Origin of the sequence: Pseudomonas sp. AMR01 (assembly GCF_041946035.1) — a bacterium.
Lineage (GTDB): Bacteria > Pseudomonadota > Gammaproteobacteria > Pseudomonadales > Pseudomonadaceae > Aquipseudomonas > Aquipseudomonas antarctica_B.
The window spans coordinates 250,181-265,162 of the sequence record NZ_JAUTYR010000005.1 but is presented as its reverse complement, the minus strand read 5'-3'; the positions used below and the strand labels follow the sequence as shown (position 1 = coordinate 265,162).

Here is a 14,982-nt window from a genome sequence, read left to right as displayed (position 1 = left end):
GTCGAATCTCGCATAACTCTTTGTTTACCAAGGAGTTTTCCGTTTCGACTGCGCCGGAAGTGGGGCGAATTATAGACAGATATAAAACGCCGTCAACACCTGATTTCAGTTTTATTCGGATTTTAGCGTAATACGCGCAAATGCCTTCTTGCCGGCCTGGCAAACGTGGACTGCGCCCAGCTCGTATATAAAGGTGCGATCTACAACCTCACCATCTATACGCACACCACCGGAACCCAACAGGTCGCGCGCAACCGCCGAGTTCTTCACCAGGCCTGCCTTATTAAGGACGGCGGCAATCGGCATTGCCTCTGCAGCGGTCAGCTCAATCTCCGGCAGATCATCCGGCAGCTCGCCATCCTTCATACGGTTACCCGCAGCACGGTGAGCATTCGCGGCAGCCTCCTCGCCGTGGAAGCGCGCGACAATCTCTTCAGCCAGCTTGATCTTCACATCACGCGGATTGGCACCGGCCTCAACCTCAGCACGCAACGCATTGATCTCATCCATCGAGCGGAAGCTCAGCAGCTCGAAGTAACGCCACATCAGCGCATCCGGAATCGACACCAGCTTGCCGTACATCACGCCCGGCGCTTCCTGTATACCAACATAGTTACCCAAGGACTTGGACATCTTTTTGACGCCATCCAGCCCCTCCAGTAACGGCATGGTCAGGATGCACTGAGCCTCCTGCCCATACGCACGCTGCAGTTCACGCCCCATCAGCAGGTTGAACTTCTGATCGGTGCCACCCAACTCGACATCCGCACGCAACGCTACCGAGTCATACCCCTGAACCAATGGGTAGAGGAACTCATGAATAGCGATTGGCTGATTGGTGGAGTAGCGCTTATCGAAGTCATCACGCTCAAGCATGCGCGCAACGGTGTACTGGGAAGTCAGGCGAATGAAGTCAGCCGGCCCCATCTGATCCATCCAGGTGGAGTTGAACGCCACTTCAGTCTTGGCCGGATCAAGAATCTTGAACACTTGAGTCTTGTAGGTCTCGGCATTGGCGAGAACTTGCTCACGGGTCAGCGGCGGGCGCGTTGCGCTCTTGCCACTCGGATCACCGATCATCCCGGTGAAGTCACCTATAAGGAAGATGACCTGATGCCCCAGCTCCTGGAACTGACGCAGCTTATTAATAAGCACGGTATGACCCAGGTGCAGATCCGGCGCCGTCGGATCAAAGCCGGCCTTGATACGCAGGGGTTGGCCGCGCTTGAGCTTTTCGATCAGCTCAGCTTCTACCAACAGTTCTTCCGCACCACGTTTTATCAGCGCTAGCTGCTCTTCAACCGACTTCATAACAGACCCGCAAGGCTCAGATTCAAAAGGGAACCAACCATACAAGATCAGGGACTAATTACAAGTTTTGCCCTGCGCACGGACACCGTTCAGCAAGCCCAGCGTTCGCGAGCTTGCGCCACAGATGATTTGGTTATATTTTATACAGTTATTTCATCTTCATCATGTCATTCATCTTTTCCATTTCATCTTCAAAGTCAAAATTACTTATGATCACAGAACCGTCTAAAGCGCCGCCGCTTTACCCGAAGACCCACCTGCTCGCCGCAAGTGGTATCGCCGCTCTTCTCAGCCTGGCACTCCTGGTATTCCCTTCCAGTGACGTAGAAGCCAAACGAACATCCCTGAGCCTTGACTTGGAAAGTCCAGCTGAACAACTGACACAAGATCAAGACGCTTCCGACGCGCAACAAGCCACAAACGCGCCTGCAGAATCACCCTTTGCACAGATAGAAAGCACGCCCGAAGACACCCAACAGGCTACCCAGGAACAGCCTGCACCGGCGGTCGCCAAGAACCCGCAGCACCGTGAAGTGATCGTCGCCAAAGGCGACACGCTGTCAACGCTGTTCGAGAAGGTAGGCCTGCCTGCCGCAGCTGTTAATGAAGTGCTGGCCAGCGACAAACAAGCCAAGCAGTTCACCCAACTCAAACACGGCCAGAAGCTTGAGTTCGAACTCACGCCCGACGGCCAGCTGAACACCCTGCACAGCAGCGTCAGCGACCTTGAAAGCATCACCCTGACCAAAGGAGCTAAAGGCTTTGCCTTTAACCGTGTCACCACCAAACCGGTGATGCGCTCTGCCTACGTACACGGCGTGATCAACAGCTCGCTTTCCCAGTCCGCCGCCCGCGCAGGCTTGTCACACAGCATGACCATGGACATGGCCAGCGTGTTTGGCTACGACATCGACTTCGCCCAGGACATCCGCCAGGGTGACGAATTCGACGTGATCTACGAGCAGAAAGTCGCCAACGGCAAAGTGGTCGGCACCGGCGCTATTCTTTCCGCGCGCTTCACCAACCGCGGCAAGACCTACACCGCCGTTCGCTACACCAACAAACAGGGCAATAGCAGCTACTACACCGCCGACGGCAATAGCATGCGCAAGGCCTTCATCCGTACGCCGGTGGACTTCGCCCGCATCAGCTCGCGTTTCTCCATGGGTCGCAAGCATCCCATCCTGAACAAAATCCGCGCCCACAAAGGCGTCGACTATGCCGCCCCGCGTGGTACGCCAATCAAGGCGGCCGGTGACGGTAAAGTGTTGCTGGCCGGGCGTCGCGGTGGCTACGGCAATACCGTGATCATCCAGCACGGCAACACTTACCGCACGCTATATGGCCACATGCAAGGGTTCGCCAAAGGCGTATCGACCGGCAGCAACGTGAAGCAAGGCCAGGTGATCGGCTATATCGGCACTACCGGCCTGTCCACCGGCCCGCACTTGCACTATGAGTTCCAGGTCAACGGCGTCCACGTCGATCCGCTGGGCCAAAAGCTGCCAATGGCGGATCCAATCGCCAAGGCCGAACGCGCGCGCTTCCTGCAACAAAGCCAACCGCTGATGGCGCGTATGGACCAGGAGCGCTCCACCCTGCTGGCTTCGGCGAAGCGCTGACGTGCCGCTCTATATAGGTGTGATGTCCGGGACCAGCCTTGATGGCCTGGATATCGCCCTGATCGAACAGGACCCGGCGATCAACTTGATCGCCACTCACTACATCCCAATGCCGGACGCCCTGCGCGCCGAGCTGCTCGGCCTGTGCGCCAGCGGCCCGGATGAGATCGCCCGTTCGGCGATTGCCCAGCAACACTGGGTGACACTCGCAGCGCAAGGCATCGGAGCCTTGCTCGACCAGCAACACCTCAAGCCTCAGGACATCCGCGCGATTGGCAGCCACGGGCAGACCATTCGCCATGAACCGGCGCGCGGCTTTACCGTACAAATCGGCAACCCTGCGCTGCTCACCGAGCTGACCGGCATCACCGTGGTCAGCGACTTCCGTAGCCGCGACGTAGCCGCTGGCGGCCAGGGCGCACCCTTGGTTCCCGCCTTTCATGAGGCGTTATTTGGTAAGCGTACCGGTAACCGTGCCGTATTGAATATCGGTGGGTTCAGCAACCTCAGCCTGATCGAAACAAACAAGCCCGTCGCCGGTTTCGACTGCGGCCCCGGCAATGTCCTGCTGGATGCCTGGATTCACCACCAGCGCGGCGAGCTCTTTGATCGCGACGGCCAATGGGCTGCCAGCGGCAAAGTAGAAAGTCAGCTGCTCAATACCCTGCTCAGTGATCCCTTCTTCCAGACCAAAGGCCCGAAAAGCACCGGCCGTGAAGTCTTCAACCTGGGCTGGCTGCAACAACACCTTGGCGCATTGCGTGCATTTGAGCCTCAAGATGTGCAAGCCACCCTGCTGGAACTGACCGCGCAGACCATCGTCGAGTCCCTGCAAGCGGCGCAACCTCAAACCGAAACCCTGCTGGTCTGCGGCGGTGGCGCCCACAATGCCGCGCTGATGAACCGCCTGGCTGCACTGCTGCCGTCTACCCAGGTCAGCAGCACCACCACTTACGGCGTAGACCCAAACTGGGTCGAAGCCATGGCGTTCGCCTGGCTGGCCCATTGCTGCCTGGAAGGCATTGCCGCCAACCGCCCCAGCGTCACCGGCGCACGCGGGCTTCGGGTACTGGGCGCGATCTACCCCGCCTGAACCGCAGACAGCAAAACGCCGCTTGGCCGATCAAAGCCAAGCGGCGTTTTTGTGTCCACTCCCGATCAGATCGAGAACGAGGACCCGCAACCACACGTAGTCGTCGCGTTAGGGTTCTTGATCACAAAACGCGAACCTTCCAGACCTTCCTGGTAATCCACCTCGGCACCTGCCAGGTATTGGAAGCTCATCGGATCCACGACCAGGCTTACGCCCTCGCGCTCGACGATGGTGTCGTCGTCGGCCACATCTTCATCGAAGGTAAAACCGTACTGAAACCCTGAACAACCGCCGCCCGTAACAAATACGCGCAGCTTCAAGCGATCATTACCCTCTTCATCGACCAGGCTCTTCACCTTGTGCGCAGCACCGTGGGTGAATTGCAAAGCCGTGGGGGTGAAGGACTCAACGCTCATGCTGATAATCTCCCGGCGTACCGCCGCCATATGCGTAATGTCGGGCATTATCCGCTTCTCCTAGAAAAGCGGTCAACTATTGTTACGGTATATCAATCTGCGTTGCCGCCATTAAAAACACAAAAGGCCCGATCAACGGGCCTTTTGCGCAACAGCCGAAAAACGCTTAAGGCAGCATGCCTGCATGGGACAGGCCCAGCTTTTCATCCAGGCCGAACAGGATGTTCATGTTCTGAACCGCTTGGCCCGACGCGCCCTTGACCAGGTTATCGATCACCGACAGTACCACCACCAGGTCGCCATCCTGCGGACGGTGCACGGCGATCCGGCACACGTTGGCACCACGCACGCTGCGGGTTTCCGGGTGGCTGCCAGCCGGCATCACGTCGACGAACGGTTCGTTGGCATAGCGCTTTTCAAACAGCGCTTGCAGATCAACCGAACGATCAACCACGGTGGCGTAAAGCGTGGAGTGAATGCCACGGATCATCGGCGTCAGGTGCGGCACGAAGGTCAGGCCAACGTCCTTACCGGCGGCGCGACGCAAACCCTGGCGGATTTCAGGCAAATGACGGTGCCCTTTTACTGCGTAGGCCTTCATGCTTTCCGACGTTTCGGAGTACAGCGAACCCACCGCAGCACCACGACCGGCGCCGCTGACACCCGACTTGCAGTCAGCGATCAGGCGCGAAGTGTCTGCCAGCCCGGCTTCCAGTAATGGCAAGAAACCCAGCTGCGTAGCGGTCGGATAGCAACCCGGCACCGCAATCAGGCGCGCCTGCCTGATTTGCTCACGGTTGACTTCCGGCAGCCCGTACACGGCCTCTTCAAGCAATTGAGGCGCGCCGTGGGGCTGGCCGTACCACTTGGCCCACTCATCAGCATCCTGCAGGCGGAAGTCGGCGGACAAGTCGATGACCTTGGTGCCAGCCGCCAGCAGTTCGCCCGCCAACGCATGGGCAACACCGTGCGGCGTGGCAAAGAACACCACGTCACAAGCGCCCAGCGTTTTGATGTCCGGAACGCTGAACGCCAGGCCGTCGTAGTGGCCTCGCAGGTTCGGGTACATATCGGCCACGGCCAGGCCGGCCTCGGATCGAGAGGTAATAACCACTACCTCTGCTTGCGGATGTTGAGCCAACAGACGCAGCAATTCCACACCGGTGTAACCCGTGCCGCCGACGATACCGACCTTGACCATAAACCTGCCCTCAACGAACCCACTGGAAAGCCGACGATAATAGGGGCCGTATCGTCCTGCGACAACCGTCAAGGTGACGTACAGGCGCATGAGCCACTACTATCTTCAGTTACCGTGAACCTGGGAATAACTAAAAATGCTCTATCTATGGGTCAAAGCCTTTCATATCGTCAGCATTGTCTGCTGGTTTGCCGCGCTGTTTTACCTGCCGCGCCTGTTCGTCTACCACGCGCAAAGCGAGGACACCGTCAGCAAGGAACGCTTCAGCCTCATGGAGCGCAAGTTGTACCGCGGCATCATGGGCCCGGCAATGATCGCCAGCCTGGTCTTCGGGATCTGGTTGATCTACCTGAACCCGAGCGTTTTCCAAACCGGCGCCTGGCTCCACGCCAAGCTGACCCTCGTGGTCGTGCTGATCGGCTATCACCACATGTGCGGCGCACAGGTGAAACGCTTTGCCCGTGGCGAAAACACCCGCAGCCATGTCTTCTATCGCTGGTTCAATGAAGTACCGGTGCTGATATTGCTGGCTATCGTAATTTTGGTCGTGGTCAAACCGTTCTAATTTCAATTACACGGGGAACCTCCAATGTCGCTGCCCGCTCTGCTTGAACAACGCCTGCGCCTGCCCGTGGTGGTGGCGCCGATGTTTCTGATTTCCAACCCGCAACTGGTGCTGGCGTGCTGCCGCAATGGGGTGGTCGGGAGTTTCCCGGCGCTTAACCAGCGTGAAAGCAGCGGTTTCAAGGCCTGGCTGGAAGAAATCGAGGCAGGCCTGGCGCAATTGGATAATCCCGCGCCGTATGCCGTGAACCTGATCGTGCACAACAGCAACCCACGGCTGGACGCTGACCTGGCGATCTGCGTCGAGCACAAAGTGCCGATCGTCATCACCAGCCTGGGGGCCGTAAAAGAGTTGGTGGATGCCGTGCACAGCTATGGCGGGTTGGTATTCCACGATGTCACCACCCGGCGCCATGCGGAGAAAGCCGCTGAAGCTGGCGTGGATGGGCTGATCGCCGTGGCCGCAGGCGCCGGTGGCCATGCCGGCACCTGGAGCCCCTTCGCGCTGATAGCCGAAATTCGTCAGTTCTTCGACAAAACCCTGCTATTGGCCGGCTGCCTCAACCATGGGCACGAAGTGCTCGCTGCGCAATTGCTCGGCGCGGACCTCGCCTATTTCGGCACACGGTTTATCGGCACGACTGAAAGCCATGCGCCGGATGCCTATAAGGAGATGCTGCTCACATCGCGCGCCGCCGACATCGTGCACACTCCTGCGGTGTCCGGCGTACCCGCCAGCTTTATGCGCAAGAGCCTGGAAAACGCCGGCTTCGACATCGCTGCGCTGCAGAGCAAAGGCGAAGTGAATTTAGGTTCCAAGCTCAAGCCCCTGAGCGACGAGGCCAAGGCCTGGAAAACCGTATGGTCCGCCGGCCAGGGCGTCGGTGAAATAGATGATCTGCCGAGTGTCGATGAACTCGTCGCACGCCTGGATGCCGAATATCGCAAGGCACGTGAGCAAGCGACACAGTTACACTGGCCACGCTGATAACTGACAGGCCTGCCAACAGACGCTGGCCTGCACTCCCTCTTCCTGATTAAGTGACAAGGATGTCCGCATGAGCGACAACCGTTTCAAGATTGTGTTTGACGGAGCTTTGCTCCCGGGTGTCGAGAGCACCACTGCCAAGCTGAACCTCGCCGAGTTGTTCAAAAGCGATATTGCTGCCATCGAGAAGCTCTTTACCGGCCGCCCGGTGGCACTCAAGCGCGACCTTTCCCGCTCCGATGCCGACACCTACCTCACCGCGCTGAAAAACGCCGGAGTTGATGCACGCATCGAAGACGAGCAGCCCGTAGCGTTCAGCCTGGCTGAAACTCACGAAACGGATGCGGGTGCTTCTGACTTCTCACGCCCTGCCGCTTCGCCTTACGCGCCGCCGCGCGCCGCCGTGGGTGACAACCACGCAGAGTTTTCAACACTCAAAGTGTTCACCATCCACGGGCGTATCGGTCGCTTGCGCTACCTGGCCTGGACCCTGGTACTGACCCTCGCGCTGTTGGTGGCCGGCGGGATTATTTCCACTGCCAGCTTCGCCGTGGCGACCGCCTCGCCAACCGCCGGTGTCATTCTTGGCTCGCTGCTGGGCTTTGCGTTGTTTGTCGCGCTTGTGTGGGTCAGCGTGCAAATCGGCGTGCAACGCCTGCACGATCTCGGGTGGTCAGGCTGGCTGTACCTGCTGAACCTCGTCCCACTGGTGAACAGCATCTTCCCACTTTTGCTGCTGGTGCTGCCGGGCAACACGGGCGCCAATCAGTACGGCCCTCCTCCACCGCGCAACTCCACGGCGGTAAAAGTGTTGGCCACAGCCTGGCTGGCGTTCCTCCCAATCCTGTTTGCCATCGTGGTCACATTGGGCATGAACGGCTACCTGAATCAGCTCGAAGCCAACGTGGACAGCAGCTACGAAAGCAGCTCCATCAACGCCGACGATGGCACCGACCAAAGCGTGATCGTTGATGAAGAAGAAGTGCAAAGTGCTGACGACACGGCCGAACCTGTAGACTCTCCAGAACAGTAAAAGAAACGCCCGCCCGCGTGTGACGCCTTTGTCACAGGCGGGCGGCGTTGCGATGGAGAAAGGCATGACCCGTTACGCTCTGATCACCGGTGCCTCCAGCGGCATCGGCCTGGCTTTGGCCGAAGCCCTGGCCCGTCGTGGCCGCAGCTTGATTCTGGTAGCCCGCCAGCGTGATCAGTTGGAAAGTATCGCAATCGAATTGACTCAGCGCTTTGGCGTCGAGGTGCTGTTTCGTGCCTGCGACCTGGGCGAACCGCTGCGCTTGTCCGGTTTCCTGCTGGAGCTTGAAGAGGGCGAGCGACAGATAGACCTGTTGGTCAATTGCGCCGGCATGGGCACCAGCGGGCCGTTTCTGGCCCAGGACTGGATGACCGAGCAGGACCTGATCGAAGTCAACATCCTGGCCCTGACGCGCATGTGCCATGCCTTGGGCAATGCCATGGCGCTGCAGGGCGGCGGGCAGATACTCAACGTCGCGTCGATCGCCGCTTTCCAGCCGGGCCCGTGGATGAGCAGCTATTACGCCAGCAAGGCCTATGTGCTGCACTTTTCCGAAGGCCTGCGCGAAGAATTGAAGACCTGCGGCATCAAGGTCTCGGTGCTGTGCCCCGGCCCGACGCGCACAGCTTTTTTCGGTACTGCGCAAATGGACACTGCCAAGCTCGAACGCGGCGACAAGCTGATGAGCCCGGAAGAAGTCGCGCTTTACACCGTACGCGCCCTGGAAAAAAACAAAGCCATCATCATTCCAGGGCGGCGCAACCGCTGGCTCACCTTCAGCCCGCGTTTGAGCCCACGCTGGCTGACCCGCAAGGTCGCCGGCGCGATCAACAAGGCCTATCTCCCGCGCTGACCGCGTGGGTACACTCCCCTGCACGCACACAATGGAGAAACAGCTGTGGATACTCTGTTCACCAAGATCATCAACCGGGAAATACCGGCGAAGATCATCTATGAAGATGACCAAGTCCTCGCCTTTCACGATATCGCTCCGATGGCGCCCGTGCATTTTCTGGTGATTCCGAAAAAGCCGATTCGCACCCTCAATGACCTCACCGAAGAAGACAAGGCCCTGGCGGGTCATATCCTGTTCACTGCCCAGCGCTTGGCTGTGGAGCAAGGTTGTGAAAAGGGCTTTCGCGTGGTCATGAACTGCAATGAAGACGGCGGTCAGACCGTTTATCACATTCATATGCACGTGCTGGGTCAGCGCCAGATGAATTGGCCGCCGGGCTGAGCAGGAGTGGGAGTTTGCGACTGTGGCGCAGTCGGACGGGAGCACGCTCCCTCGCCACGGCAAGCTCCCCCGCCCCAGAGGCAAATTGACTCAGCACAAACGCTTCGCCCTCTCTTGCGGTAAACTGGCCGCCGAGATTCTTCCCGGAGGTCAGCATGACTACCCAACGTCACTACTCGCCGATTGACCGTCTGTTGCTGCAAGCCGACATGGCTATGCGTACGCTGTTGCCGTTCAGCGGCCAGCCGTACCGCCCATCGCCCGCCATCGTGCAGCCGGATGCGCAGTTGAGCGAAACCGACACCCGCCACGTCGCCGGCCTGATGCGCATCAACCATACCGGCGAAGTCTGTGCCCAAGCGCTGTACCAGGGCCAGGCGCTGACCGCCAAACTGCCGCAAGTGCGCGCAGCGATGGAGCATGCGGCCGAAGAAGAAATCGATCACCTGGCCTGGTGCGAGCAACGCATTCGCCAATTGGGCAGCCACACGAGCGTGCTGAACCCGCTGTTTTACGGTTTGTCGTTCGGCATCGGCGCCGCAGCCGGCCTGATCAGCGACAAGGTCAGCCTCGGTTTTGTCGCGGCTACCGAACACCAAGTGTGCAAGCACCTCGATGAGCACCTGGAGCAACTGCCGGCCGAAGACGAAAAGTCCCGGGCGATACTTGAGCAGATGCGCATCGATGAAGCACACCACGCAGACAGCGCGCTGGATGCCGGCGGTTTCCGCTTCCCGGCGCCGGTACGGTTTGGCATGAGCTTGCTGGCCAAGGTCATGACCAAGAGCACGTATCGAGTCTAAAAAGCAAAAAAGGGCGCCATCAGGCGCCCTTTTCTTTAGCGGTCCGCAATCAACCCAGCTCGATAATCTCGTAGTCATGGGTGATGACCACACCGGCCGCACCGAGCATGATCGAGGCCGAGCAATACTTCTCCGCCGACAGCTCGATCGCGCGCTTGACCTGTGCTTCTTTCAGCGCCCGACCTTTCACCACGAAATGCATGTGGATCCTGGTAAACACCTTCGGGTCTTCAGTGGCACGCTCGGCTTCGAGGAAGGCTTCACAGCTTTCCACGGCCTGGCGGGATTTCTTGAGGATGCTGACCACATCGAAATTGCTGCAACCGCCGACACCCAGCAGGAGCATTTCCATCGGGCGTACACCCAGGTTTCGGCCACCGGCTTCCGGCGGGCCATCCATCACCACCACATGGCCGCTGCCCGACTCACCGAGGAACATGGCCTCGCCCGCCCATTGGATGCGTGCCTTCATCGCCCAGACTCCACTGCTAAAAAAGGGTCGCCAGCTTAGCACAGGGCCTCGAAACAGCAGTGTTATGCGTGAAAACGATAAATGATTGCGTTTACCCGCTAAATTGGCTAATCGAGACAGAATGTGTCTGGTAAGCTGGCGCCAATTCAATGGCGCATTGCCACCCTTTGTACAGTGTGTATCAATGCCGACACCGCTGGATAAAAACAACTCCAATTACACCGCGCAGTCCTTTCGGGATACAACCATGGTTGCTCTTACTCCCACACCCAAGATCAAGAATCTCGACAAGCTGTTGATGCACTGCCAACGCCGGCGCTACCCGGTCAAGCACAACATCATTTGCGCAGGCGAACGTTCCGAAACACTGTTTTTCATTATCAAAGGCTCAGTCACTATCCTGATCGAGGATGAAGATGGGCGCGAGATGATCATCGCCTACCTCAACACCGGTGATTTCTTTGGGGAGTTGGGGCTGTTCGAGCAAGCGGGCAAAGAGCAGGAACGCAGTGCCTGGGTGCGCGCCAAGGTCGAGTGCGAAGTTGCCGAGATCAGCTACACGAAGTTTCGCGAACTGGCCCAGCAAGACCCCGACATTCTTTACGCCTTGAGTGGTCAAATTGCCCAGCGCCTGCGCGATACCACGCGCAAAGTCGGCGACCTTGCCTTCTTTGACGTAACAGGCCGCGTGGCACGCTGCCTGCTCGAGCTGTGCAAGCAGCCCGATGCCATGACTCACCCCGATGGCATGCAGATCAAAGTCACGCGCCAGGAAATTGGGCGCATTGTCGGCTGTTCACGGGAAATGGTCGGCCGCGTGCTCAAGGATCTCGAAGAACGCAACTTGGTGAACGTCAAAGGCAAGACAATGGTGGTGTTCGGTACGCGTTAAGCCGGCAGAAAACCGGCCAGCATCTGACGGTACAACCTATCCAGCCGGGTGATTGCATCGGGCGCGGCGAAGGCTTCGTGCAGCGCAATGTGGCTGTCGGCGCGAACGCGCTGGTCGAGGCCGCAGGCTTCGTTGAAACGATTAACCGATGCGATCAATGCTTCGCGGTCGTTATCCAGCAACAGCGCACCGTGAATCAACCCCACCGGGCGGCCACCGCTTTGCCGCCAACGCTGGGCGGTGCCGACCATCTTGCGGCCGTCCAGGTTGACGTTGTAGCGACCGTCACAGAACGCGCCGTCAATTTCGCCCACCGACGCGTCGCCGCCTAACTCAATCAGCAAGTCGCAGATTGGCTGGCACAAACGCAGATAGCCGGTTTCGATGCGCCCCTGATCACCTTCGCTGCGCGGTGGCGCATAGACCAGGGCGATATTGACCGTGGCGGCAGACTGCGGCACCGGCTCGCCACCGGTTTCACGCAGCAGCACCGGCCAACCGGCGTCGGCCGAGACTTGGCTGGCGGCCTCGAAGGCCGGCAGACGGCTCAAGCGGCGCGGCATGACCAGGGCTTGATCGTTGGGTTGCCAGAACAGCAGGCCGTATTCCTGTTCCCCGGCGCAAACCGCGGCCAGCAAATCCTGCTCGGCAGCAAGCCCTGCTTCAACAGTCATCGACACTGGCTGAACCATCAAACACCTGCCTACCTGAATACACACAGAACCAAATGTGGGAGCGGGCTTGCTCGCGAAAGCGGTGTATCAGTCGCCAAAGGTATTGGCTGACATACCGCTTTCGCGAGCAAGCCCGCTCCCACATTTGAATTGCATTTCGATCAATCCAATGTGGAGCCGCTCACCGCCACGCCACGCTCCGGGAAGAACAAGCGCTGCAGTTCCGCCCCAGGGTTTTCAGCGCGCATAAACGTCTCGCCCACCAGGAACGAGTACACCCCGCTGATTTCCATCAACTCCACATCAGCACGGTTGACGATGCCACTCTCGGTAATCACCAAACGGTCGCGGGGAATGCGCGGCAGCAGGTCAAGGGTGTTTTCCAGGCTGACCTCAAAGGTATGCAGGTTACGGTTGTTGACCCCCACCAGCGGAGTGTCGAGGGTTTTCAGCGCGCGTTCCAGCTCATCACCGTCGTGCACTTCCACCAGCACATCCAAACCAACGCTTTTTGCCACGGCAGCCAACTCGGCCATCTTCACGTCATCCAGTGCGGAGACGATCAGCAGCACACAGTCGGCGCCCAAAGCGCGGGCTTCGACGATCTGGTACGGGTCGACCATGAAATCCTTGCGGATCACCGGCAGTTTGCACGCGGCGCGGGCCTGTTGCAGGAACAGGTCGCAGCCCTGGAAGTAATCAATGTCAGTCAGCACCGACAGGCACGTCGCGCCGCCCTTCTCATAGCTTGCGGCAATCTCGGCCGGCACGAAGTGCTCGCGGATCACACCTTTGCTCGGCGAAGCCTTCTTCACTTCAGCGATCACCGCCGGATGCTTGAGCTTGGCCTGGGCAATCATGGCCTTGGCGAAGCCACGCGGTGCGTCGGCGAGCTTAGCCTGGGCTTCCAGCTCGGCCAGGCTGACCCGGGCGCGGCGTTCGGCGACTTCTTCAGCTTTACGGGCCAGGATCTTTTCCAGAACGGTCGGCACACTCATGCTTCATTCTCCATCTTGAACACCGCAGTAAAGGCACCCAGCTCTTCGAGCTTTTCGCGAGCAAGCCCTGTGTGCAACGCATCATGTGCGAGGGCCACACCCTCTTTAAGACTGTAGGCGTGATCGGCCGCATACAACGCCGCACCGGCGTTGAGCACGATCATTTCTGCCGCTTTCTGGCCGTTTTCGGTCTTGCGACGCCCCAAGGCATCGCGAATCAGTTCCAGCGACGCCGCCGGGCTTTCCACCGACAGGCCATGCAAACTCTGGCTTTTCATGCCCAGGTCTTCAGGCTCGACCCAATATTCAGTGACCTGATCATTCTTCAGCTCCGCCACAAAGGTCGGCGCCGCGAGGCTGAACTCGTCCAGGCCATCCTTGGAATGCACCACCAGCACATGCTTGCTGCCCAGGCGCTGCAACACTTCGGCCAAGGGCCGGCACAGTGCCTGGCTGAACACGCCCACCACCTGATGTTTCACACCGGCCGGATTCGTAAGCGGGCCGAGCATGTTGAACAGGGTGCGCAGACCGAGGTCCTTGCGCGGGCCGGCGGCGTGCTTCATTGCGCCGTGGTGCGATTGGGCAAACATAAAACCAATGCCGACGTTTTCAATGCAGCGTGCCACTTGCACCGGTGTAAGGTTCAGATAGATCCCGGCCGCTTCCAGCAGGTCGGCACTGCCGCTCTTGCCGGACACCGCACGGTTACCGTGCTTGGCCACGGTGCAACCGGCCGCCGCGACCACGAACGAAGACGCCGTCGACACGTTGAAAATATTCGCACCGTCACCGCCGGTGCCGACCACATCGACCACGCCGTCGAGGTTTTTGAGTTCAACCTTGTCCGCCAACTCGCGCATCACCGAGACGGCACCGACGATTTCGTCGATGCTCTCGCTCTTCATGCGCATGGCCATCATGAACGCACCGATCTGCGCGTCGGTGCATTGGCCGGTCATGATCTCGCGCATCACATCGCTCATTTCAGCGGTGCTCAGGTCGAGGTGGCCGACGATACGGCTCAGGGCTGTCTTGATATCCATGGAAAGTCCTTAGCGCGTGCCGCCGCTCTGCTTGAGAAAGTTGGCGAACAGCTCGTAGCCCTGCTCGGTCAGGATTGATTCAGGGTGAAATTGCACCCCTTCGATGTTCAGTGTCTTGTGGCGCAGGCCCATGATCTCGTCGACCGAGCCATCTTCCAGCTGGGTCCAGGCGGTCAGTTCCAGGCAGTCCGGCAAATTTTCGCGCTTGACCACCAGCGAGTGATAGCGCGTCACGGTGACCGGCAAATTCAGGCCGTGAAACACGCCCTGATCTTTGTGGAACACCGGGCTGGTCTTGCCGTGCATCACCTCGCGCGCGCGCACTACATCACCGCCAAAGGCCTGGCCAATGGACTGATGGCCAAGGCACACGCCCAGAATCGGCAACTTGCCGGCAAAATATTGGATGGCTTCGAGGGAGATACCCGCCTCGGTCGGCGTGCACGGGCCAGGCGAAACCACGATGCGCTCCGGGTTCAGGGCGGCGATTTCGGCAACTGTCAGCTCGTCGTTGCGCACCACTTTGACCTCGGCGCCAAGCTCGCCCAGGTACTGCACAACGTTGTAGGTAAAGGAGTCGTAGTTATCAATCATCAGCAACATGTGGGTTCAAACCTCTTGAATTCACTGAT

The 14,982-nt window shown here is 59.1% G+C and carries 17 protein-coding genes; 9 read left to right on the top strand and 8 right to left on the bottom strand.

Features of this window, described 5'->3' with window-relative positions; genetic code table 11:
- Positions 1 to 111: 111 nt before the first annotated feature.
- Positions 112 to 1,311: a tyrosine--tRNA ligase gene (gene tyrS / locus Q7C20_RS07750; protein WP_348056463.1), complete on the bottom strand. Its 1,200-nt coding sequence runs from the start codon at positions 1,309 to 1,311 to the stop codon at positions 112 to 114.
- A gap of 209 nt (positions 1,312 to 1,520) precedes the next feature.
- Between tyrS and Q7C20_RS07745 the strand changes: the two genes are divergently transcribed.
- Both Q7C20_RS07745 and Q7C20_RS07740 read left to right on the top strand, forming a co-directional pair.
- The gene (locus Q7C20_RS07745) at positions 1,521 to 2,933 is read left to right on the top strand and encodes a peptidoglycan DD-metalloendopeptidase family protein (protein WP_375066629.1); all 1,413 of its coding nucleotides are present in this window, start codon (positions 1,521 to 1,523) and stop codon (positions 2,931 to 2,933) included.
- 1 nt (position 2,934) lies between these two features.
- The gene (locus Q7C20_RS07740) at positions 2,935 to 4,026 is read left to right on the top strand and encodes an anhydro-N-acetylmuramic acid kinase (RefSeq protein ID WP_375066628.1); all 1,092 of its coding nucleotides are present in this window, start codon (positions 2,935 to 2,937) and stop codon (positions 4,024 to 4,026) included.
- Between the two features lie 65 nt (positions 4,027 to 4,091).
- Here Q7C20_RS07740 and erpA read toward each other — a convergent pair whose 3' ends face one another.
- Both erpA and argC read right to left on the bottom strand, forming a co-directional pair.
- On the bottom strand, positions 4,092 to 4,442 hold the full coding sequence (erpA, locus tag Q7C20_RS07735) for an iron-sulfur cluster insertion protein ErpA (RefSeq protein ID WP_003176443.1): 351 nt from the start codon (positions 4,440 to 4,442) through the stop codon (positions 4,092 to 4,094).
- Positions 4,443 to 4,608: 166 nt separating this feature from the next.
- The gene (gene argC, locus Q7C20_RS07730) at positions 4,609 to 5,643 is read right to left on the bottom strand and encodes an N-acetyl-gamma-glutamyl-phosphate reductase (protein ID WP_375066635.1); all 1,035 of its coding nucleotides are present in this window, start codon (positions 5,641 to 5,643) and stop codon (positions 4,609 to 4,611) included.
- A gap of 136 nt (positions 5,644 to 5,779) precedes the next feature.
- Here argC and hemJ point away from each other — a divergent pair, with 136 nt between their 5' ends.
- The 6 genes from hemJ to coq7 all read left to right on the top strand — a co-directional run bounded on the left by hemJ (position 5,780) and on the right by coq7 (position 10,268).
- Positions 5,780 to 6,208 (top strand): protoporphyrinogen oxidase HemJ, encoded by a 429-nt coding sequence (gene hemJ / locus Q7C20_RS07725; protein ID WP_375066627.1) that lies wholly within the window; start codon positions 5,780 to 5,782, stop codon positions 6,206 to 6,208.
- Between the two features lie 24 nt (positions 6,209 to 6,232).
- Positions 6,233 to 7,195, top strand: a complete 963-nt coding sequence (locus Q7C20_RS07720) for an NAD(P)H-dependent flavin oxidoreductase (RefSeq protein ID WP_375066626.1) — start codon at positions 6,233 to 6,235, stop codon at positions 7,193 to 7,195.
- A gap of 70 nt (positions 7,196 to 7,265) precedes the next feature.
- The gene (locus Q7C20_RS07715) at positions 7,266 to 8,228 is read left to right on the top strand and encodes a DUF805 domain-containing protein (protein WP_375066625.1); all 963 of its coding nucleotides are present in this window, start codon (positions 7,266 to 7,268) and stop codon (positions 8,226 to 8,228) included.
- Between the two features lie 64 nt (positions 8,229 to 8,292).
- Positions 8,293 to 9,081, top strand: a complete 789-nt coding sequence (locus tag Q7C20_RS07710) for an SDR family NAD(P)-dependent oxidoreductase (RefSeq protein WP_375066624.1) — start codon at positions 8,293 to 8,295, stop codon at positions 9,079 to 9,081.
- 45 nt (positions 9,082 to 9,126) lie between these two features.
- Complete coding sequence (locus Q7C20_RS07705) at positions 9,127 to 9,465, top strand: histidine triad nucleotide-binding protein (protein ID WP_003210943.1); 339 nt, start codon at positions 9,127 to 9,129, stop codon at positions 9,463 to 9,465.
- A 155-nt stretch (positions 9,466 to 9,620) separates the two neighbouring features.
- A complete protein-coding gene (coq7, locus tag Q7C20_RS07700; protein ID WP_348056477.1) occupies positions 9,621 to 10,268 on the top strand; it encodes a 2-polyprenyl-3-methyl-6-methoxy-1,4-benzoquinone monooxygenase in 648 nt (215 codons plus the stop codon).
- 49 nt (positions 10,269 to 10,317) lie between these two features.
- On the opposite strand, the gene Q7C20_RS07695 is transcribed toward coq7, so the two are convergent.
- Entirely contained in the window at positions 10,318 to 10,740 is a 423-nt protein-coding gene (locus tag Q7C20_RS07695) for an OsmC family protein (RefSeq protein ID WP_169387005.1), read from the bottom strand.
- Positions 10,741 to 10,987: 247 nt separating this feature from the next.
- Here Q7C20_RS07695 and crp point away from each other — a divergent pair, with 247 nt between their 5' ends.
- Positions 10,988 to 11,632, top strand: coding sequence for a cAMP-activated global transcriptional regulator CRP (gene crp, locus Q7C20_RS07690; protein ID WP_375066623.1), 645 nt, complete (start codon positions 10,988 to 10,990; stop codon positions 11,630 to 11,632).
- Here the strand turns inward: crp and Q7C20_RS07685 are convergent.
- From Q7C20_RS07685 to Q7C20_RS07670, 4 genes are all read right to left on the bottom strand, one after another.
- Complete coding sequence (locus Q7C20_RS07685; RefSeq protein WP_375066622.1) at positions 11,629 to 12,324, bottom strand: biotin/lipoate A/B protein ligase family protein; 696 nt, start codon at positions 12,322 to 12,324, stop codon at positions 11,629 to 11,631. The two genes, crp and Q7C20_RS07685, sit on opposite strands and share 4 nt — an antisense overlap.
- A gap of 143 nt (positions 12,325 to 12,467) precedes the next feature.
- Positions 12,468 to 13,304, bottom strand: a complete 837-nt coding sequence (gene trpC / locus Q7C20_RS07680) for an indole-3-glycerol phosphate synthase TrpC (RefSeq protein WP_348056484.1) — start codon at positions 13,302 to 13,304, stop codon at positions 12,468 to 12,470.
- Positions 13,301 to 14,350 carry an anthranilate phosphoribosyltransferase gene (gene trpD, locus Q7C20_RS07675; protein ID WP_375066621.1) on the bottom strand — a complete coding sequence of 350 codons (1,050 nt, stop codon included), beginning with the start codon at positions 14,348 to 14,350 and terminating at the stop codon, positions 13,301 to 13,303. Before trpD ends, trpC begins: the two co-directional genes overlap by 4 nt.
- 9 nt (positions 14,351 to 14,359) lie before the next feature.
- Positions 14,360 to 14,953 carry an aminodeoxychorismate/anthranilate synthase component II gene (locus tag Q7C20_RS07670; RefSeq protein WP_348056488.1) on the bottom strand — a complete coding sequence of 198 codons (594 nt, stop codon included), beginning with the start codon at positions 14,951 to 14,953 and terminating at the stop codon, positions 14,360 to 14,362.
- Positions 14,954 to 14,982 lie beyond the last annotated feature (29 nt).